Consider the following 20,193-nt stretch of genomic DNA (forward strand, 5'->3'; position numbering starts at 1 on the left):
GACGTGATCGAGCTGTTAGCCGTCGACAGGCCAGTCGAAGTCGACGTGGACAGCGACGTGATCGAGCTGTTAGCCGTCGACAGACCGGTCGAAGTCGAGGTCGACAGCGACGTGATCGAGCTGTTAGCCGTCGACAGACCGGTCGAAGTCGAGGTCGACAGCGACGTGATCGAGCTGTTGGCCGTGGACAGGCCAGTCGAGGTCGAGGTCGAGAGCGACGTGATCGAGCTGTTGGCCGTGGAGAGACCAGTCGAGGTCGAAGTCGAGAGCGAGGTGATGGAACTGTTGGCCGTGGACAGACCCGTCGACGTCGAGGTCGAAAGCGACGTGACGGAGCTGTTAGCCGAGCTCAGGCCGGTAGACAGCGAGTTGATGCCGCTCAAGGTCGACGTGGACAGCGACGCGATCGAGCTGTTGGCCGACGAGAGGCCCGTCGACGTGGAAGACGAAAGCGACGTGACGGAGCTGTTAGCCGAGCTCAGGCCGGTAGACAGCGAGTTGATGCCGCTCGAGGTCGACGTGGACAGCGACGCGATCGAGCTGTTGGCCGACGAGAGGCCCGTCGACGTCGAGGTCGAAAGCGACGTGACGGAGCTGTTAGCCGAGCTCAGGCCGGTAGACAGCGAGTTGATGCCGCTCGAGGTCGACGTGGACAGGGACGCGATCGAGCTGTTGGCCGACGAGAGGCCCGTCGACGTCGAGGTCGAAAGCGACGTGACGGAGCTGTTAGCCGAGCTCAGGCCGGTAGACAGCGAGTTGATGCCGCTCAAGGTCGACGTGGACAACGACGAGATCGAGCTGTTGGCCGACGAGAGACCCGTCGACGCCGAAGTCGACAGGCTGCCGATCGCGCTCGTGGTCGTGCTCATGCCGGTGCTGAGCTGCGCGACGGTGACGGCGTCCTGCGGAGCCGAGCCGTCGGCGACATTCGTGATGCGGCGCAGCGCGCTCGCGCTGCCGACCGACACTTCCGACAGCGGCGCGGCGCTGCCCGTCAGATAGCCCGTTCCGGTCGGCGCAGCCGTCCCGGTGACGCTTCCCGCGCCGAGCGCGACGCTGGACGCATACTTCGCGTTGCTGCCTGCGCCGAGCGCAAGCGCACCGGTACCAGTCGCCGTTGAGCCCGTGCCGAACGTCGTCGCGTTCGTGCCGCTGGCCGTGGAGCCGACGCCGATGACTTGCGCGCCCGTGCCGGTGGCGAGCGTGCCATTGTTGCCGATGGCGATCGAGTTCATGCCGTTGGCGGCAGTTTGGGCGCCGATCGCCGTCGAGTCTTGGCCCGTGGCCGCCGCACTGGTGCCGAGTGCCAGCGAATCGCCGGACCCCGACGGCGACGTCGCGGTTGCGCCGTTCCCGATTGCGATCGTGGTGCCGGAGAAAGCGGTGCCTGCGTTCGCGCTGTTGCCGATCGCGATGCCGCCACCCGTGCCCGTATTCGAACCGGCGGTTGCCGATTGACCCAGGGCGACCGACGAGACGCCGCTTGCCGTCGCGCCATCGCCTTGCGCGATGCCGTACGCACCGTTGACGGTCGCACCACGGCCAACAGCAATACCCGACGTGGCGCCCGACGCGACGGACGACTGCCCGCCGATCGCGATACCGTCCGACGCGGCGGACTGCGCGCCCTTCGTCGCGTTGCTGCCGATGGCGACTGCGCCCGCGCCCGAAGCGATGGTCGAGTTCGCATAGGAAAGCGGGGTGGTGCCATTACCGGCTGCACCGCCGATCGCGACCGAATTCAATGCGTTGGCCGTTGCCCCGAAGCCGAGCGCGGTAGAACCGGCGCCGCTGGCGGTCGACTCGAGACCGGCAGACGTGCCCCAGAGCGCAGCGGATGACAGAAAGCCCGTCGCCGTACCACCGGTGCCGGTCACTTGCGCGAAGGCACCATAAACCGTGGCCGCGAGATTGTTGTTGCCGCTGGAGTTACAGCCCGCAACCGTGGAGTAAGTGCCGGATCCGTCGACGGGATAGGCATTGGTGTTGCCTGTCGTCGTGCGGCCGACGGTGCCGCTGCCACCGCTCGACGTACACGACGACACGGTGAATTGGCTACCGTTCGTCGTGCCTGGCACGAAGGTATTGGCGCCGGCGAGCGACGGGAGCGTTGCGACGGCGACCAGTACTGCGGCAGCAACGGCCGACTTGTTCGGCTTACCCCGTGCCGAATCGTTTTCCGATGCCGCGACCCAGGCGCCAAGGGCTTCGTTCCAGATCGAGCGGTATGTGCGGTTCATGTCCTGCTACCTCCAAATGTGCACGCAACACACCGGTCTCTTTCGTTAGAGGATTACTCCGTGCGCTCGCGCGAATCTCAAAAATTGATGGGCGGAGTTTATTGGAGGTGGATTTTAAAGATTGACAAACAGTGATAAATGAGGTGTTTTTAAAGTTAAAGAATGGTTAATGCATCGTGTTTTGATGCGTCTGGCGTGAATGAATTTGAAAGATGGTCGAACGTTCGATGTAGGGGGCGTAAGTGGCTGCCACGTCAAAAAATTTACCTTTTAAATCAATGGCTTAATTGACTTTTGTGCGGTGGGTTACACACCGGATCGCTCAAAAAGTAAGACAAATGAAATAGCAAACGTTTGCGAGGTGCCAAAGTCTTTCATATTTGTAATGTAAGTCGATGTGCCGAGATATAATGCTGCAGGCGTTTAATTAACTTGTTAATGTTTTGGTTTTGACAGGATTTGAGTTTGTATTTTTTGGTTATCTGATAATTGAATTTATCCGACTCGGAGGGAATTGAATTATGCCGATATGCGCATCCCGGCCGGCGCAGTGGCCCGCGCGGCGGGCATTCCGGGCCGCCCGGTCGGTGGAAGTTGTAAAAAAGTGCTACGGAGCGCAGAGACGAAACAATTCGCGTCAATTTATCGGATTTGTCCTATTGACGATTGCATCAAAGTCGGCGTCAAGGCGGAATAGGCGCACATGCCGGAAGTCGAGTTGGCGCGCTCGCGGCAGGCGTTTCGCGTGATGGTGACGGGACGTCAGATATCGCGGGTCAGCGTCGGGTCGGCGGCGCCTGAAATGTCAGATCCGGGCGCGGCAATTTGCCGCCCATGCCGTGTGTGTGCTGGCGTGTCGAAGAAAAATAGGGATGGATTGAATGTGTCGGACACGCCACATTCGGTCCCGGGGCGTAGACTGAATCAGGCGCTTGCCGCATGACCGGCGGCAAGCGCCCGACTTTACTTCTTCATGAACCGCAGCGCGAACCGCGCCATCCGCGGCACGAACATCGGGCGCAGCAGGCGCTCGTCGTAACCGGCCATTCGCCGGTCGTTCTCGGCGAGACACAGCTCGATCAGCTCGCGCGGATTCAGCGCATCGCCGATGTCGGCGGTGCTCGTTGCCGGGAAGTTCGCGTCGTGCGCGACGCCATCGGCGTCAATGCCGCGCGCAATGCCGATGCGTTCGCGGATCAGGTGTGCCCATACGGCCGCGACACGTACGAAGAACCACGGCCGGCGCCACCACGGCAGGTTGCGCCAGTGCCACGCGAACCAGTTCACGAAGAACAGGATGTGGCGGCCTTCTTCCTGGATCACCGGTTCGAAGGTTTCGACGAGCTCGGGCGGGAAATAGCCGGAGCGCTGCGCGGAACGGAACAGGCCGAACGCGAAGAAGCTGTCGATGCACTCGCTGAAGCCCGTGACCATCCATGCCCATTCGGCATGCTTCGGCGCCGGGTAGGCCGGCTCCGGCGCGAGCGCGATGCCGTACGCCTCGACGAGCTTCGACAGCACGACCTTGTGGCGGGCTTCCTCGCCGCCGTCCATCTCGAGCGCGCGGCGCAGCAGCGGATCGTCGACCGTCGCGGCGTAGGTCGCCACGCGGATCGACGCGCGGCCTTCGGTTTGCACCGCGATGTCCCAGATCGGCAGCGACGTGAGCCGCCTGAGTTCGGCCGGCTGGAGCGCCGGCCAGTCGATCACGGCCGGCTTGTACGGGTTGTGTGTGTCGAGCAGCATCCGACAGAACATCTGCTTGTGCGCATCGGAACCGATTCGGACCGGGCCTTGCCTCTCGAAGGTCCAGTTGCGCATCGCGTGATCTGCGGCTGCATGCTCTTCGTGCAGCGTGTCGGTCATGGCTATTGTTATGCGATTACGGATCGAAAGATTCTTGCACAGCTTCCGTCATCGCGTATTTTCGAGTGGCCATGGGCACGCCGACCCCGCGCGCGTCGCGGTCACGCGTTCGTGTCGACCCAGAGGCGGCCCCAGCGTGACGCGTAGGCGAGGGCGTGTTCTTCCTCGAAGAAGAAATCGATTGCGTCGAACGACACGGAGCGCGGCGACGGCCCGCCGCTCGCGCGTTCGATCGTCAGGTTGGCGGCGAACAGCCCGTTCGGCAACCGGGCGGCAGCGGGAGCGACTTCGTAGCCCTTGTAGCGGATCGTACGGTTCATGGGGTGGCGCGCAAAAAAGTTCGGACTTTCAGCGTACGAAAACGGGCCGCCTGCGTGAACCAATCTTTCGGCCAATGCAAATTACGCGGGGGGCTGAATCGTTATCGGGGCGGTGCGCGGGGAGAGGGCTTTCGGCAGGGGCGGCGACACGCCCGGCACATCGCCGCGCGTCGGAAGACGCGCCGCGCGACCCCGTCGAATCCTGTCGATCGAAGGCGCGCGGCGGAATGCGGAGGTTACTGGTTGGCGACTTTCAGCACGGGAGCGAGCGCATCGACCGATGTCGCATGCGAGGCCGCACGATGCGACGCGAACGCGAGCGCGAATTCGGCGGCTTGCGCACCGACCGTCTCGAGTTGTGCGACGACCTTCGGATCCGAGCAGCTATCGGCGCTTTCGAAGCGGGTTTCGAGCGTGTTGACGGTGGCGCCGAACGGCGTCGGCCAGCCGCGCAGCGCATGGACGATCGAGCGCAGCGACGTCAGTACGGTGCCGGCCGCCTGCCAGCCGTACGCGGTGACGATCAGGCCGACCGCACGGCCGTCGAGATACGGGCGATCGTCCGCGCGCAGCTCCTCGAGCGTGTCGAGCGCGTTCTTCACGAGACCGGACACGCCGCCGTGATAGCCGGGCGTGGCGATGATGATCGCGTCGGCCTGGCGCACGGCGTCGATCAGCTCGCGCTGCGCGTCGGTCAGCGTTTTGTGTTCGGGCGCGTAGTGCGGCAGCGTATGCAGGAACGGGCCGTCGAACAGGCGCGTGCGCGCGCCGGCGGCTTGCGCGCCGCGCAGTGCGAACGACAGCGCGCGTTCGGTGGACGACGCGGCTCGGGTGGTCCCGCCGATGCCGACGACGAACGGGCGGCGGTGTTGATCGAATGCAGTCAAGGGGCGCTCCTCGGGAATGGCTTGCCCGGCTAAGCACAGGCTTAAAACCAGATGGTAACGACCCGGTCGCCACTCTGAAAACGACTTTTCGTTCTATCGATATGCCGCGCGGCGACGGCAAGCGTGTGCGCGGCCCCGCAGATCGATAGCAGAAATGCTTGGTTGGGACGGTGCGCCACGGTCGATAAGATGGGCTCGTCTCCTCCATGATGTCTCTACTGACATGGGTTGGCCCCGCCGCGCGGATGCTGGCGGGGCTTTTTTTCGTCCTCGGCCGGAAAACGGGGCGCGATGCGTAGGGGCGCGGCCCGTTACTCGAACACCGGCCGGAAGAAGCTGCGTTCGTAGCTGACGATGCACCGCGTTTGCTCCGCGTAGCGGAACGCGGCCTGGCAGGCGGGATCGTCCTTCGAGCGTTCGCGGTAGCGCTCGTAGTCGGCGAGGCTCGGGAACGAGAACATCGCGAGCGCGATGTTGCTCGCGCCTTCGGACGGCAGGAAGTAGCCGTGATGCGTGCCGCCGAACTGCTCGACGAGCGGAATCCACATCTTGCCGTAGGTTTCGAATTCGACGAGTTTGTACGGATCGACGACGTAGCGAAGGAAGCAGGTGATCATGGGCACTCGCGGGGGTGACGGAGCGGCGAGTCTGGAGCGCGGGGCGGCACGTGTCAACGGCGAGCGCGCCGGACAGGCCCATCATCACGCGACTTCATCGCACGACGCGTTGCTTGCGCGGGCAACGATCGATGCTTCGATGCGCTTGCCGTGACGTGCACGCGGCATCGGCGCGAACGATATTCGTTCCGTCCGCCAGCCGCGTTACCCCGGGATTTACTCGTTGCGGCTGTGCGTCTCGCCGCCGCCTTTCGCGAGGCGCCATGCGATCGCGCCGAGCACGCCGACCGCGACGATCAGCGCGCCCCACAGCATGTAGCGGCGCCCGGCATCCGCATCGGCGGCTGCCGCCGGCACGACCGCCGACGGCAGCGCCGCGCCGACGCGGGCGGGCCGCACTTCCGGCACCATGCCGACCAGCAGTGCGTCGCGGCTCACGGCCGACGATGCGAGCGACGCGTCGCCGACGCCGAGCGTAAACGGCGGCGTGCCGCGCGCGACGAAGGTCAGTGCGGCCGGATGCCAGCCGAGCGCGACGGCCGGCTGGCCGCCGCCGAGCCCGCCGTTGCGCATGTCGACGACGATTCGCCATGCGCGATCCGTGTTCGCGACGAACTCGAGCGGCGGATTGCGTTGCTCGCCGCCCTTGCCCTGCAGCCGGAACAGCACGGCGGCCGCGACGTCGCGCCACGGCGCCCGTGCATCGGCGCGGCTTTGCAGCGTCGCGCGCGCGACGGTGTTCGGCTGCGGCAGGTCGATGCGCACGCGGTCGACCGGATACGCGCCGTCGGTGTCGAACAGATACTCGCCCGGCGCAGCGCCGGCGCGTATCCGCACGGCGTCGCGCCACTGGCGCGGCACGGACGCCGTGTCGACGCCGCGCGCGTCGCGCGGATGCGTCTCGACGTCGACCGACGCGATCGACGGCGCGCCGTCGGGCCAGTCCAGCCGAAGGTAGCGCGGCGCCGCGCCGTCGAGCGCGATGCGCTCCTGCACCAGCATGTCGTTGCCGCGGCCGACCTTCAGCAACTGCGTGCTGCCGAGCGGCCGCCAGGTGCGCAGGTCGTCGCTGGCTTCGACGGACACACGCCCCTGGTAGCTGTCGTCGCCCACGTGTACGAGCAGCGCGTCGATGCTGCCGTCGGCATGCGACAGGTCGACGAGGTCCGCGCCGTGCCGGGTGCGCGAAGGCGTCGCGATGGCCGCGCGCAGCGCGCCGTCCGGGCCGACCGTCACGCCGGGCGGCGCGTTGCCGTTCTCGGCGCGCGCGGGCGGCAGCGGGAACCAATGCACCGGCGTGCGGGACGGCGGCACGGCGGCCGCAGCCGCGGCGGGTGCGTCGAGCGAGTACGGCACCGGCTCGCCCGCGCCGTTGAAGATGCGCACATCGCCGAGATCGTCGCGCCGGCTCGCCGCATACACGGGCTGAGGCACGGTGAGCTGGTAATACGCGGCGCTGCCGTCGAGGTCGAGCGCGAAGCGCTGCATCGCGCGTCCGGCGTTCGGTGCGCCGTCGGCCGCCGCGAACGACGCGAGCAGGCTCAGCCCGAGCAGGGCGGCGCGTCGTTTCATGGCCGGCCGCCTTGTTGCGCGGCGGCCTTCGGCGGCAGCGGCGAGAAATAGCCGATCAACAGCAGCAGCACGCCGATGCCGATGAACGACACGATGCGCTCGATGCCGGTGACGTGCGACAGGTCGAACAGGAACAGTTTGACGACCGTGAGCGCGAGCAGCGCGGCGCCGACGAACCACAGCGGTCGCAGCCCGCGGCGCGTGGCCCAGATCGTGATGGCGAGCGCGCAGACCGTCCAGTACACGGACACCGACGCCTGCACGAGCGTCGATTCGGCCATCGCGCCGAATGCGTACGGCACGCCGGCCCAGTGATGCAGCGTGCGCAGCATCAGCACGTTGAACCACAGGAACACGGTCGCGATCGCCAGATAGCCGGCGACGCGCGGATGCCACGCGATGCCGAGCGCTTTCAGGCGACGCAGCCACGCGGCGAACGCGACGAAGACGAGACCCTGCGCGACGTCGAGCGGATTGAGCAGCGGCAGCCAGAAGAGCGGCGCTGCGTCGCCGTCGCTCACCGTGCTGGCGAGGCTCCACAGCCACAGCAGCGCGGCGAGCGGCGCGGCCCCCCACACCTGATAGGCGCGCGGGAATGCCGCGACGGGCCAGCGCAGGCGCGAGCCCGGGCCCGACACGACCAGGAGTAGCGCGCCGAAGCCGTACGCCCATGCGCTCCAGCTCCATGCGCCTTCCGGGACGAACGCGCGCAGGCGCCAGAACCCTTCGAGCGCCAGCAGCCCGCCCAGGGTCCAGAACGTCAGCGTATGCAGCGGCGCGAGCATGCGTGCTGCAACGGAGGGCGTCACACCGCGCGCGTCGGCGGCGTCGGTCGTGCCGCGCGACTGGCGCCACAGCAGCGCAAATCCCGCGCCGATGGTCACGGGCCACGCGAACGCGCCCATGCCCGACAGCGGCGCTTCGTGCGCATCGAACGCACGCAGCGCGAGCAGCGCCAGCACCGGTGCGAGCGCGAGCGCGGGCCATTCGGCGAGCGGCCACGCGAGCCGGCGGCGCGCGGCGTGCGCGAGCCATGCGGTGCCGGCCGCGAACAGCGCGGTCGTATCGACGACGAAGCGGTCGGCATGCAGGTCGACGTGTCGGCTCGCATGGACGAGGATCTCGTGCAGCCCGCCGCTGACCCACCACAGCAGCCCCCACGCGGCGGCCGCGACACCGATCTCGGGCATCCATGCATGCCATGCGCGCGCTTCGCCGCGCCCGTGCAGCCACCAGCCGGTGAACAGGCCGGCGAGCGCGATCAGCAGCATCGCGATATACGGGCTGTTGAGCACCGGCAGCGCGGCCGTGTCGGCCGGGCCAAGCAGGCTCGTGAAGAACGCGCCGGCCGCGGCGACCTGCATCAGCAGCCCGAAGCCGAACGGCAGCAGGCGTTTCTGGCGCACGCCGAGCCACACGACGGCTGCGCCTTCGATGGCCCACGCGGCGCTGGTCGTCGGCCCCGAGAACGCGAACGGCACCGCGAGCGTCGCGAAGATGACCGCGAGCGCGAGCATCGATTCGAACAGCAGACCGAGGCGATCGCGGCGCCGCGCGAGCCATGCGGCCACCGCGACGTAGAACGCCGACAGCGCGACCGCGCTCCATGCAAGCCCGAACGGCATGCCTTTCACGAGCGACGCCTGCAGTGCGGACGCGACGATCGGCGTGCCGAACACGAGCGTGCCGTCCACATAGTGTCGCAGCGCGAGTTCGCGTTTCACCGCATACAGCAGTGCGATGCCGACATACATCAGGAAGAACAGGACGAGGAACGGCTCGGTGCTCGCGAACAGCGCGGGGCGATAGGCCGTCACGCCCCACGCGGAGCCGATCGTGAACGTGAACACGAAGCCGAGCAGGTTCAGCGGGCGCCAGGCCTTGAACCACGCGATCGCGAAGATGCCCGCGTTCAGCAGTGCGTAGTAGCCGAACAGCGCGACGTGGTTGCCCTGGCCGGTCGACAGCAGGATCGGTGCGAGGAAGCCGCCCGCACTGCCCATGAACGCGAGCGGCAGCGCGTTCTGCCGCACCGCGAGGAATGCGCTCAGCGCGCAGACCGCGACCATCAACGGGAACGCGGCGCCGACGGGCAGCAACGCATCGAGCCTGGTCGCGGCGAAGATCGTCAGGTACAGGATGCCGGTGCCGCCGCCTTGCAGCACGAGGCCGTATGCGGCGCGGCGCGCACGCACGCGCCAGCCGATCGCGAGCAGCGCGGCCGCCGCGAGCGCCGTGCCCGCGAGACGGAATTCGATCGGCAGCATGTCGTTGTCGGCAGCGTACTTGAGCAGGAATGCGACGCCGAAGAACAGTACGACGATCCCGACACGCACGACCGTGTTGCCGCCGAGCAGCCAGTCGCGCGCGGCGCCGAACGCGCGTTCGGCGATGCCGGGTTCGCGCGGCGCGGGCGGTTCGGGCGGAGTGGCAGGTGCGCTGGCGGTGGTGTCGGCGTGAACGGACGCAGCCGAGGCGCGTGCCGCGGTGGCCGGCGCGGGCGGTGTAGTGGGCGCCGGCGTCGAAGAGGAGGCCGGCGTGTCCGCGCGTGCGGCGGCCGGTCGTGGCGCGGGCGGTGTCGGGAAGTGCGTCGGCAGCGGTGCGGAGGCGGCGTCGGCCGAAGCCGTCGGCGCGATGCCACCGGATGTCGCCGTCCCGGCTTTCGCGCCCGCCAGTTGAGCGCGCAGCGCGTCGAGTTCGCGCGTGAGCGTGTCGACGGTGGCTTCGAGGCGCGCGACGCGATCGGCGAGCGGTAACGGGGTGGGAGGCGGCGCGGAGCTGGCCCATGCGTCGGGCACGGCGCGCCGGCTCTGCAGCTTGCGTTGCCGCAGCGCGTGCCCGACCCAGAACCCGGCGGCGGCCCCGAGCAGCGCGCCGCTCGCGGCCGGGAAATCCCCGATCAGGGCGGCGATGCCGCCCACGACGAAACCGATTACGGCGAATGCCCAGTTCAACGCCTTGCTCCCTCTCACTATCGTTATCGTCCTTCGATCGGGATCGCACCGGATCGAGGCGGTTTCAGCACGGCCGGCAGGCGAACCGGCATGCGCGCGCCATGCGGCTGGCGCCTTCGTGCGAAAGGCCCGCGGCAACGTCGCGATCGGCGTGTTTGCGGCGAATGTATCACAGCGTGCCTGCCCGGATTTCCGCGGTTGGCGCGGTATCGCGGCGTGCGCCGTTCGGTGTCGCCATACGGCTTTTTGCACGGTCATGCTTTTTATTGACGAATGCGATGCGCGTTTTCGTCTGAGTAGATGCGCGCCGGAACGGACGTCAACTTGTCGGAAAGCGACGCGTGCCGAATGCGGCCTGGCGCAAAATCCCATGTGCCGTTCGCCGCGCTGCTGCGCACAAGTCCGAAGGGCGATGCCCGTCGCAGCAGGCCGAGCGCGTATTGCGCCGCCGCAAAGGGCGGTGCGGCCCGCCGGACGGGGCTGGCGGCCGTGTCGTATTTGCGCAAGCGTTTGTCGTAATTCGTCGGCAGGCCGGGGTTTTTTCTGGCAACTATGTAGGCACGCTATGACAAGCGCGAGTCCCCGCTACACGAGGAGAAGGTTTCGATGGATGCCCCCAAGGTTGTGGTCGAAGGTCTGTGCAAGGTGTTTGGAAGCAATCCGCAGCAGGCGCTCGACATGCTCGCCGCCGGCGCGACGAAGGACGATGTGCTCAAGCGCACCGGTCAGGTCGTCGGCGTGCACAACGTCTCCTTCGATGTGCAGGAAGGCGAAATTTTCGTGCTGATGGGCCTGTCCGGTTCCGGCAAGTCCACGCTGATCCGCCTCGTGAACCGGCTGGTCGATCCGAGCGCCGGCAAGGTGCTGATCGACGGGCTCGACGTCGCGTCGGCGCGCCGCTCGGCGCTGACCGCGCTGCGTCGCAAGGACATGAGCATGGTGTTCCAGTCGTTCGCGCTGATGCCGCATCGCACCGTGGTGTCGAATGCCGCGTTCGGGCTGGAAGTCGCGGGCATGGGCAAGAAGGAGCGCGAGCGCCGTGCGATGGAAGTGCTCGAGCAGGTCGGCCTCGCGCCGTTTTCGCACAAGCTGCCGTCCGAGCTGTCGGGCGGCATGCAGCAGCGCGTCGGCCTTGCGCGCGCGCTGGCCGTGAACCCGTCGCTGATGATCATGGACGAGGCGTTCTCCGCGCTCGATCCGCTCAAGCGCCGCGAAATGCAGGACGTGCTGCTGCAACTGCAGAAGGACCAGCGCCGCACGATCATGTTCGTGTCGCACGATCTGGAGGAGGCGCTGCGCATCGGCAACCGCATCGCGATCATGGAAGGCGGCCGCCTCGTGCAGGTCGGCACGCCGCAGGACATCATCGCGAACCCGGCCGACGATTACGTGCGCGCGTTCTTCGACGGCATCGACACCAGCCGCTACCTCACCGCCGGCGACCTGATGCAGACGGGCGCCGTGCCTACCATGTCGAAGTGCGATGCCGCGAACGTCGCCGCGTCGCTGAACGGCAGCGCCGAATACGCGTTCGTGCTCGATGCGCAACGCAAGATCCGCGGCTTCGTCACGCGCGATGCGATCGGTCAGGACACGCCGTCCGTGCGGCCGATCGAAAGCATCCGGCGCGATGCGTCGCTAGAACACGTCGTCGCGCGCGTGGTCGCGAGCCCGAATGCACTGCCCGTCGTCGACGACGACGGCTGCTACTGCGGCTCGGTCGATCGCGCGCTCATCCTGAAGGCCATCACGCGTTCGCGAGGTTCCCATGTCTGAAATGATTCCGCTCGGTACCTGGGTCGACCAGTCCGTTCACTACCTGCTCGACCACGACGCGAAGACGTTCGACGCGATCGGTCGAGCGATCGAGGGGCTCGCGGCATTCGTCGAGCATGGCCTGCAGGCGATCCCGATGTGGCTGATGATGGCGATCTTCATCGGCGTCGGGCTGTGGCGGGTGGGCTGGCGCTTCGCGCTGTTCACCACCGCGTCGCTGCTGCTGATCTTCGCGACCGGCTTCTGGGATCAGACGGTCATCACGCTCGGCCTCACGCTGTCGTCGACGATCATCAGCCTCGTACTCGGCATCCCGCTCGGCATCTGGGCCGCGAAGAGCAAGTGGGTCGCCGCGATCGTGCGCCCGATTCTCGACCTGATGCAGACGATGCCCGCCTTCGTCTACCTGATTCCGGCCGCGATGCTGTTCGGTCTCGGCCGCGTGCCGGGGATCCTGTCGACGGTGATCTTCGCGATGCCGCCCGCGGTGCGTCTCACGAGCCTCGGCATCCGCCACGTGAACCGCGAGATCGTCGAAGCCGGCCAGGCGTTCGGCTGCACGCCGTGGCAACTGCTGTACAAGGTGCAGTTCCCGAACGCGCTGCCGTCGATCATGCAGGGCGTGAACCAGACGATCATGATGGCGCTGTCGATGGTGATCATCGCGTCGATGGTCGGCGCGGGCGGCCTCGGCAACGACGTGCTCGCGAGTATCCAGCGCCTCGACATCGGCCTCGGCTTCGAAAGCGGTCTGTCGGTCGTGCTGCTCGCGATCATTCTCGACCGCATCACCGAAAGCTTCGGCCGCGCGCCGGGCACCGCGAAAGCGCCGCTGTTCTCGGGCCTCAAGCAGCTCTTTCGCGTGAAGGCCGAGCCCGCGCAGGCCTGATCCCCGGCGGCCGGGCACGCTCCGGCCGCTCACCCTCGTCGAATAACGGCTCCCGCGGCTTGCGCCGCGGGGCTGGCTCCCTGCAACCTCCTCGCCAGGAGACCGATGTGACGTCCGCCGTCGCTGTCGCGCCCGTTGCCTGCGTTTCACCGGTTTCGTCCCTCGCCCATTTCGGCTTCCTGACGCTGCCGAACTTCTCGATGATCGCGTTCTCGAGCGCGGTCGAAGTGCTTCGGATGGCGAACTATGTCGGACGGGCGGAACACTACAAGTGGTCGATCTACTCGCTCGACGGCGCGCCCGCGCATGCCAGCAACGGCATCGCGGTGCGGCCCACGCAGCCGCTCGATTACGACGACCTGCCCGACGTGATGATCGTGTGCGGCGGCATCCGCATCCGCGACATGGTCGACGAACGCGCGCGCGATACGCTCGCGGCGCTTGCCGCACGCGGGCTGCCGCTCGGCGGCATCTGCACCGGCGCCTACGCGCTGATGGCGAGCGGGCTGCTCGACGGCTATCGTTGCACCGTGCACTGGGAGAACCTGTCCGCGCTGCATTCCGAATTTCCGCAGGTCGGGTTCGCTGACGAGTTGTTCGTCGTCGATCGCGACCGGCTGACCTGCACCGGCGGCACCGCGCCGCTCGATCTGATGCTGAACCTCGTCGGCATGCGGTTCGGCCAGCAACTGGCCGCGCAGGTATCCGAGCAGTTCATCCTGGAGCGCATCCGCAGTTCGACCGATACGCAGCCGATTCCGGTCGATGCGCGGGTCGGTTTCTCGCGCGCGGAGCTGATCGAGGTCGTGCGGCTGATGGAGGCGAACATCGAGGAACCGCTGTCGCTCGAGGAGCTTGCGCGGCTCGTGCGGCTGTCGCAGCGGCATCTGCAGCGCATGTTCAAGGTGTACCTGAACGTATCGCCGACCCACTATTACCTGACGTTGCGCCTGAAACGCGCACGCGACCTGCTGCGTACGACCGACGCATCGATCGCGCGCGTGACGACGGTCTGCGGCTTTCACTCGCCATGTCATTTCAGCAAGGCATACCGCGCGCAGTTCGGCCACGCGCCGAGCTACGAGCGCCGGCTGCCGGGGCGCTGAACGGGGCGATCAATCGGTCCGCGACGTCGCCGGGATCGCGGCGCGCGGCTTCAATAAACGATCCCGCATTCGAGCAAACGACATCACTTTGAGGAGAAGCAAGATGAAGCGCCTATTGATCGCAGCGGTGTGCGGGATCGGGATAACCGCGCCGATGTCGGCCGTTTATGCGGCCGATCCGCCCGTTTGCAAGAACGTGCGCTTCGCCGATGTCGGCTGGTCCGACATCGCGGCGACCACGGGCCTCGCGTCGACGATGCTGCAGGGGCTCGGTTACAACCCGACGAAGACGATCGCATCGGTGCCGATCACGTTCGCGGGGATCAAGAGCAAGCAGATCGACGTGTTCCTCGGCTACTGGTCGCCGACGATGGACCCGATCATCCAGCCGTTCACGAAAGCCGGCACGATCAAGGTGCTCGCGACGCCCAATCTGACCGGTGCGAAATACACGCTCGCGGTGCCCGACTACGTGTACCAGGGCGGCCTGAAGTCGTTCGCGGACATCCAGAAATTCGCGGACAAGCTCAACGGCAAGATCTACGGGATCGAGCCGGGCAACGACGGCAACGCGCTGATCAAGAAGATGATCGACGGCAACCAGTTCGGCCTCGGCAAGTTCAAGCTGGTCGAGTCGAGCGAGGCCGGGATGCTGGTCGAGGTGAACCGCGCGGCTCGCGACAAGCAGTGGATCGTGTTTCTCGGCTGGGAACCGCATCCGATGAACGTGCAGATGAAGATCGACTACCTGAGCGGCGGCGACGACGTGTTCGGCCCGAACTACGGCGAAGCGAAAGTGCTGACGGCCACGCCGCCCGACTACGCGCAGCGCTGCCCGAACGTCGCGAAGTTCGTGTCGAACCTGCAGTTCACGACGTCGATCGAGAACCACGTGATGGTGCCGATCATGAACAAGCAGGATCCGAACAAGGCCGCCGCCGAATGGCTGAAGGCGAATCCGCAATCGCTCGACAAATGGCTGGCCGGCGTGACGACGATCGACGGCAAGCCGGGCCTGCCGGCGGTGAAGGCATACCTCGGCGTGCATTGAGCGCGACGCGTCGGGCTTTGCGGCCGCGGCCCGGAGCCTGACGTGAATGTCGAGCCGGCGCAAGCAGGGCGACCTGCTTGCGCCGGCTTTTTGCTGCGTGCTGCGTACTCGCGCCAACGGCCGGCGGGCGATGCGCTAGACTGCTCGATCCCCGCCAAGGAGACGGCAATGACCCGCAACCCCCTCGATGCATCCCGGCGGCTGTACGCAGCCGGCACGCGGCTGAATGGCGCGATCGCTTCGGTCGACGCTGGCTGCAGCCGGACGATCCGGTACGTCGGCCGTTCATTCGCATGAAGCGCATCGAGCAAGTGGTGCTCGCCGCCGATCTCGCGGGCACGGCGGTGTTCGCGATCGAAGGCGCCAATGCGGCAATCGGCGCCGGACTCGATCTGTTCGGGGTGATGGTGCTGTCGCTCGTCGTCGCGCTCGGCGGCGGCGTGATTCGCGACCTGCTGATCGGCGCCCGCCCGCCGAGCGCCGTGAGCGACTGGCGTTATCCGGCGCTCGCGTTCGCCGCGGGACTGTTCGCGTTCGTGTTTCATGCACGGGTCGCGTCGTTCTCGCCGTCGCTGCTGACGACGCTCGATGCGGCCGGCCTCGCATTGTTCGCGGTCGCGGGCGCGGTGAAGGCGCTCGAATTCCGCGTCCACCCGTTCATTGCGACGCTGATGGGCGCCGTGACCGGCTGCGGGGGCGGCGTCGTGCGCGATCTGCTGCTTGCGCGGATACCGGTCGTGCTGGTCACGGATATCTATGCGAGCGCGGCGCTGCTCGGCGCGGTCGTCGTCGTGTCGTGCCGGCGACTCGGTTGCCCGCCCGTCGTCGCGGCCGTGCTCGGCGGCGCCGCGTGCTTTGCGCTGCGGATGGCGGCGGTGCGCTTCGGCTGGCAGTTGCCGAAAATTGCCGCGGGGGCGTAGAGCCTGTTCACGACCCCTTCGTCGCCGCCGGCACGTCGAACACGCGATCGAACGCCCACTGGAACACGAACGCGTAGCAGAAGAAGAACGCGAACAGCCCGATATCGACGACGAACGCATCGAACCACGTGATGTCGAGCCACCACGACACGACCGGCACGAGGATGAAGATCAGCCCGCCTTCGAATCCGGTGGCATGCAGGATCCGCCGCCCGAGCGTACGCGCCGGCTGCCGCCGCGACGCTTCCCAGCGTTCGAACAGCGCGTTGAAGATCATGTTCCACAGCATCGCGATCGCCGACATCGTCGCCGACAATGCGCCCGAATAGACGAGGTCCTGCTTGAAGATCGCCGCGATCGCGGGCGAAATGCAGGAAATGGCGATCGCTTCGTAGAGCACCGCCTGCGTGATCCTGCGCGGTAGGCCTTGCACGGGGTTCCTCCGGTTCGACGGCGGCGCCATGCCGCAACGTCCCGCAAGGCTAGCCGCGTTGCGCGCCCGTTTCAATTCACCTAATCTCACCCCGATTGAACCGAATTCAACCCGGCCGCATTCGATCCGCGAGGCTCCGTGTTCTCGAAAATCCCCCTGACCGCTTTGCGTGTATTCGAATCGTCGGCACGGCTCGGCACGTTCAAGGCCGCCGCGGACGAGCTGTCCGTGACGCCGGCTGCCGTGTCGCACCAGATCAAGTCGCTGGAGAGCCGCGTCGGCGTGCTGCTGTTCGAGCGCGGCGCAGGCGGCGTGCGGCTGACGGAAGAAGGCGAGCGACTGTTTCGCGCGAGCCACGAAGCGTTGCTGGCATTGAGCCGGGGGCTCGACGCCGTGCGGCCGGACGCGGCCGACGAGCGCCCGCTCGTGCTGACCACCACGCCGGCCTTTGCGGCGATGTGGCTGATTCCCCGGCTCGGTGCGTTTCGCCGTGTCGATCCGCATCTGCACATCAAGGTCGAAACGGGGAACGCGCTCGTCGATCTCGAACGCGAGGCGCGGATCGATCTCGCGATTCGCGCGACGTCGCGCAAGTTTCCCGCGCTGCACGAGATTGCGTTGATCGACGAGTATTTCGGCGCGTATGCGGCCGCCGGCTTCGACGCGCACCGCACCGACGAGCCGCTCGACCTGATCGAAACCGTGTGGAATACGCCGCTGCCCGTGTCGGTCGACTGGGCGTCGTGGTGTCGTGCGGCGGGCCGGCAAGCATGGCTCGAACGCGCGGTGTTCCGCCATTACGACGACGAGCATTACGCATTGCAGGCCGTGCTGCACGGGCAGGGTATCGCGCTGCTCAGCTCGGTGCTGGCCGCCGAGCATGTGGAGCGCGGTGCGTTGATGCCGATCGAGCCCGCGGTGCGGCTCGACGGTGCGCGCTTCGTCGCGCTGTGCCGGCCGGGGCGGGAGCGCGAGCCGCAGGTCAGGCGGTTTCTCGACTGGCTCGAAGCGGAAATCGCACGGACGCGCGATGCGGTGGCGCGGATGGCGCCCGGCGCGTCTCGCGCCGCTAACCGAACCTGACGCAATACACCGGCGGCAAATGCGCCGATACCTGTCGCCAATGGTCGCCGCCATCGACGGACGTCCATAACCCGCCCGTCGTCGACGCCATCGCGAGGCGCGTGCCGGAATCGTCGACCGCGAGCCCATGCCGGTACACGAGGTCGTACGCGGGCGCGGCCGGCAACCCGTTCGACAGGCTCTCGAAACTGCGGCCGCCGTCGCGCGTGCGCGTGACGACGAACCGGCCGTTCACCGGAATCCGGCACGCATCCTTCACGGCCGGCACGAACCACGCGGTATCCGGTTCATGCGGATGCACGGCCACCGCGAAACCGAAGCTCGACGGTTGCGCTTCGATGCGGCGCCAGTGTTCGCCGCCGTCGGTCGAGCGGAAGATCGCGCAGTGATGCTGCGTCCACAGCACGTCGGGATTGGCCGCGCACTGCACGACGCGGTGCGGATCCTGCATGTTCGGCTCGCCGCGTCGCTCGGGCGGCATGTAGTCGGCTTCCATGCCTTCCGCGGTCACACGCCATGTCGCGCCGCCGTCGACGGTCTGCCAGACGCCGCCGCACGAGATGCCGACGGCGACGTGTCGGCTGTCGCGCGGATCGACCATCACCGAATGGATGCCCGGCGCGTCGTACCCGCCGCCGCCCCATTCGGCGCGTTCGGGGCGATCCCACAGCGCGCGGTTGAGTACCCATGAATCGCCGTGGTCGCCGGAGCGGAACAGGCCGCCGGGAATCGTGCCGGCCCACAGTACGCCGGGCTCGTCTGGGCCGCCGGTTTCGAGCGACCAGATTTGCTGAAGGGTCCACGGCGGCTGCGGCGACCCCGCGGGCTCGTCGTCGGCGTCGCCGCTGCCCGTGTGCGTGTCGGTACGGGCGGCCGACGCGTCGGCAGGCTGCGGCGGATAAACCGGGGCCGCACATTCCTCCCAGTCGGTGGCGCCTGCGCGCAGCCGGTGGAGCTTCACGCCGAAATGGCCGAGATTGAGCGCCGCATACAGCGTGCCGTCGCGCGGGTCGGCGAGCGCCATGCTGACGGGCTCGCCGATGAAATGCGGTTCGCCGAGCGTCCAGCCGCCGTTACCGTCGGGTTGCAGGACGAACAGGCCCTTGCGGGTGGCGACGAGCAGTCGATCGTTCATATGCGGTGTCTCCGGATGGTCCGCCTTGGCGCGACGGCACTTGGTATGGAGGGATGCGCCCGTGCGTCGGCCCCTTTATCCGCCGGTCAGCGCCTGCACGACATACACGCGGCTGGCGTCGCCGAGCGCGTCGGACAGGCGCTGCCGGTCGCGGATCGGCTGGCCGTCGATGAACACCGACAGGTGCTTTCGCAGCGCGCCCTGGTCGTCGACGATGTAGCCGCGCAGCCGCGGTTGCTCGCTGAAAATGGTGTCGAATGCTTCGCCGACCGTGCGCGCGTCGATGTCGCGCTCGGGCGTTTCGACATGCCGCTGGATCGATGCGGCGAAGAAGAGGTGCGCCATGGCGGTAACTGGCAGGAGCCGCACGAAGGGATGGCTTGTAGTTTAGGCGATCCGGCGGGCGCCGAAAGGGGAAACGGCACTGCCGTGCGCGGCGCGGCTGCTAGACCGGAATCGACCGTCCCCTGATCCGGATCCCGAGCCGCACGACGCCGATCACCGCATTCGACAACCACGTGAGCCAGCGCGGCATCCCGCGCCGGCGGATATCGAGCAGCAGCACGATCCGCACTGCGTCGCTGTCGTTCCATACCTCGTGCGTGAACGTGTCGTCCCACAGCAGGAAGCGGCCTTCGTCGAGCCGGTATTCGCGGCCGTCGACCTTCAGCACGGCGGCCGGCGTGCCGTCCGCGCGCCTGGGCATCGACAGCACGAGATAGCCGCGCAGGATGCCGCGGAACGGCCCGCGATGCGGCGGGATGTGCTTGCCAGGCGCGAGGAACGACAGCGACGCGGACAGCACGTCCGGCGACGTCGCGACGAGCGACGCGACGGTCGGGCAGCGCGACAGGTTGCGCGCAAACGGCTGGCCGTATGCCTGCATGATGAACATGCGCCAGTCGCGCGCGTCGTTGGCCGAGATGTCGTACTGCTCGCGCATGATGTCGTGAAAGCGCGGGATGCGCGGCATGTCGCGTGCGACGTCGAGCGCCTCCGCGCGGATCGCGGGCCACGCGCGCGCGAATCGCTCGGCATCCGGGAATGCGGCCGTGTCGAGCACCGCGCCGCTGTCGATATGGCGGTCGTACAGCGTGCGCAGCAGGGCGGCTGCATGGTCGTAAGCGGCGGACATGGTCGATCGATGGGTGGTCCGGATGAAGTGGTGGTCAGTCTGCCCGAAGCACGACGGGCGTTGCGTTACGTCAGGTTACGCCGGCTGACGAACGAATGACAGTTCGATGAAGGTCCGGCAAGGGCGGCCCGGCAGGCCGGGAATAAACATGCCTCCTCCGTCGTCATACGGGTGTAGCACATCGTCTCGTTGACTTCTGAAGGAGTGGA

General features: G+C 67.2%; 18 protein-coding genes and 1 pseudogene. 7 read left to right on the forward strand and 12 right to left on the reverse strand.

The window, feature by feature from the left end; translation table 11 throughout:
• The 8 genes from WS89_RS31925 to WS89_RS33630 all read right to left on the reverse strand — a co-directional run.
• The coding region (locus WS89_RS31925) for a YadA family autotransporter adhesin (protein WP_257128140.1) at positions 1 to 2,240 on the reverse strand (2,240 nt) is incomplete at its 3' end.
• A gap of 963 nt (positions 2,241 to 3,203) precedes the next feature.
• Positions 3,204 to 4,106 (reverse strand): hypothetical protein, encoded by a 903-nt coding sequence (locus WS89_RS06415; protein ID WP_059502140.1) that lies wholly within the window; start codon positions 4,104 to 4,106, stop codon positions 3,204 to 3,206.
• A gap of 101 nt (positions 4,107 to 4,207) precedes the next feature.
• Positions 4,208 to 4,426 (reverse strand): hypothetical protein, encoded by a 219-nt coding sequence (locus WS89_RS06420; protein ID WP_006480563.1) that lies wholly within the window; start codon positions 4,424 to 4,426, stop codon positions 4,208 to 4,210.
• A 236-nt stretch (positions 4,427 to 4,662) separates the two neighbouring features.
• Positions 4,663 to 5,313 carry an NADPH-dependent FMN reductase gene (locus WS89_RS06425; protein ID WP_059789975.1) on the reverse strand — a complete coding sequence of 217 codons (651 nt, stop codon included), beginning with the start codon at positions 5,311 to 5,313 and terminating at the stop codon, positions 4,663 to 4,665.
• Between the two features lie 311 nt (positions 5,314 to 5,624).
• Positions 5,625 to 5,930, reverse strand: coding sequence for an NIPSNAP family protein (locus tag WS89_RS06430; RefSeq protein ID WP_059502145.1), 306 nt, complete (start codon positions 5,928 to 5,930; stop codon positions 5,625 to 5,627).
• A gap of 216 nt (positions 5,931 to 6,146) precedes the next feature.
• Entirely contained in the window at positions 6,147 to 7,502 is a 1,356-nt protein-coding gene (locus WS89_RS06435; RefSeq protein WP_059789976.1) for a DUF3999 domain-containing protein, read from the reverse strand.
• Positions 7,499 to 10,456 (reverse strand): DUF2339 domain-containing protein, encoded by a 2,958-nt coding sequence (locus tag WS89_RS06440; protein ID WP_059789979.1) that lies wholly within the window; start codon positions 10,454 to 10,456, stop codon positions 7,499 to 7,501. Before WS89_RS06440 ends, WS89_RS06435 begins: the two co-directional genes overlap by 4 nt.
• A 263-nt stretch (positions 10,457 to 10,719) precedes the next feature.
• Positions 10,720 to 10,962, reverse strand: coding sequence for a hypothetical protein (locus tag WS89_RS33630; RefSeq protein WP_156440262.1), 243 nt, complete (start codon positions 10,960 to 10,962; stop codon positions 10,720 to 10,722).
• Here WS89_RS33630 and WS89_RS06450 point away from each other — a divergent pair.
• The 6 genes and pseudogenes from WS89_RS06450 to WS89_RS06470 all read left to right on the forward strand — a co-directional run.
• Positions 10,941 to 12,232: pseudogene (locus WS89_RS06450) on the forward strand (quaternary amine ABC transporter ATP-binding protein); the annotation flags it as partial. The gene WS89_RS33630 and the pseudogene WS89_RS06450 sit on opposite strands and share 22 nt — an antisense overlap.
• Positions 12,225 to 13,121, forward strand: coding sequence for a choline ABC transporter permease subunit (gene choW, locus WS89_RS06455; protein ID WP_059502151.1), 897 nt, complete (start codon positions 12,225 to 12,227; stop codon positions 13,119 to 13,121). The pseudogene WS89_RS06450 and the gene choW, both read left to right, overlap by 8 nt.
• A 107-nt stretch (positions 13,122 to 13,228) precedes the next feature.
• On the forward strand, positions 13,229 to 14,227 hold the full coding sequence (locus WS89_RS06460; RefSeq protein WP_059502153.1) for a GlxA family transcriptional regulator: 999 nt from the start codon (positions 13,229 to 13,231) through the stop codon (positions 14,225 to 14,227).
• A gap of 103 nt (positions 14,228 to 14,330) precedes the next feature.
• Positions 14,331 to 15,278 carry a choline ABC transporter substrate-binding protein gene (locus WS89_RS06465; RefSeq protein WP_059502155.1) on the forward strand — a complete coding sequence of 316 codons (948 nt, stop codon included), beginning with the start codon at positions 14,331 to 14,333 and terminating at the stop codon, positions 15,276 to 15,278.
• A gap of 168 nt (positions 15,279 to 15,446) precedes the next feature.
• A complete protein-coding gene (locus tag WS89_RS34560; protein WP_257128141.1) occupies positions 15,447 to 15,575 on the forward strand; it encodes a hypothetical protein in 129 nt (42 codons plus the stop codon).
• Positions 15,572 to 16,198, forward strand: a complete 627-nt coding sequence (locus tag WS89_RS06470; RefSeq protein WP_059789981.1) for a trimeric intracellular cation channel family protein — start codon at positions 15,572 to 15,574, stop codon at positions 16,196 to 16,198. Before WS89_RS34560 ends, WS89_RS06470 begins: the two co-directional genes overlap by 4 nt.
• Before the next feature lie 7 nt (positions 16,199 to 16,205).
• On the opposite strand, the gene WS89_RS06475 is transcribed toward WS89_RS06470, so the two are convergent.
• Positions 16,206 to 16,631 carry a PACE efflux transporter gene (locus tag WS89_RS06475; RefSeq protein WP_059790071.1) on the reverse strand — a complete coding sequence of 142 codons (426 nt, stop codon included), beginning with the start codon at positions 16,629 to 16,631 and terminating at the stop codon, positions 16,206 to 16,208.
• Between the two features lie 138 nt (positions 16,632 to 16,769).
• Here WS89_RS06475 and WS89_RS06480 point away from each other — a divergent pair, with 138 nt between their 5' ends.
• Complete coding sequence (locus WS89_RS06480) at positions 16,770 to 17,714, forward strand: LysR substrate-binding domain-containing protein (protein ID WP_059789983.1); 945 nt, start codon at positions 16,770 to 16,772, stop codon at positions 17,712 to 17,714.
• Here the strand turns inward: WS89_RS06480 and WS89_RS06485 are convergent.
• The 3 genes from WS89_RS06485 to WS89_RS06495 all read right to left on the reverse strand — a co-directional run bounded on the left by WS89_RS06485 (position 17,701) and on the right by WS89_RS06495 (position 19,984).
• The gene (locus tag WS89_RS06485; RefSeq protein WP_059789985.1) at positions 17,701 to 18,849 is read right to left on the reverse strand and encodes a WD40/YVTN/BNR-like repeat-containing protein; all 1,149 of its coding nucleotides are present in this window, start codon (positions 18,847 to 18,849) and stop codon (positions 17,701 to 17,703) included. The two genes, WS89_RS06480 and WS89_RS06485, sit on opposite strands and share 14 nt — an antisense overlap.
• A gap of 75 nt (positions 18,850 to 18,924) precedes the next feature.
• Positions 18,925 to 19,194, reverse strand: a complete 270-nt coding sequence (locus tag WS89_RS06490; protein ID WP_059502162.1) for a MoaD/ThiS family protein — start codon at positions 19,192 to 19,194, stop codon at positions 18,925 to 18,927.
• A gap of 100 nt (positions 19,195 to 19,294) precedes the next feature.
• Complete coding sequence (locus WS89_RS06495; RefSeq protein WP_059789987.1) at positions 19,295 to 19,984, reverse strand: aspartyl/asparaginyl beta-hydroxylase domain-containing protein; 690 nt, start codon at positions 19,982 to 19,984, stop codon at positions 19,295 to 19,297.
• Positions 19,985 to 20,193 lie beyond the last annotated feature (209 nt).

It is taken from the genome of Burkholderia sp. MSMB1072 (genome assembly GCF_001524725.1).
Lineage (GTDB): Bacteria > Pseudomonadota > Gammaproteobacteria > Burkholderiales > Burkholderiaceae > Burkholderia.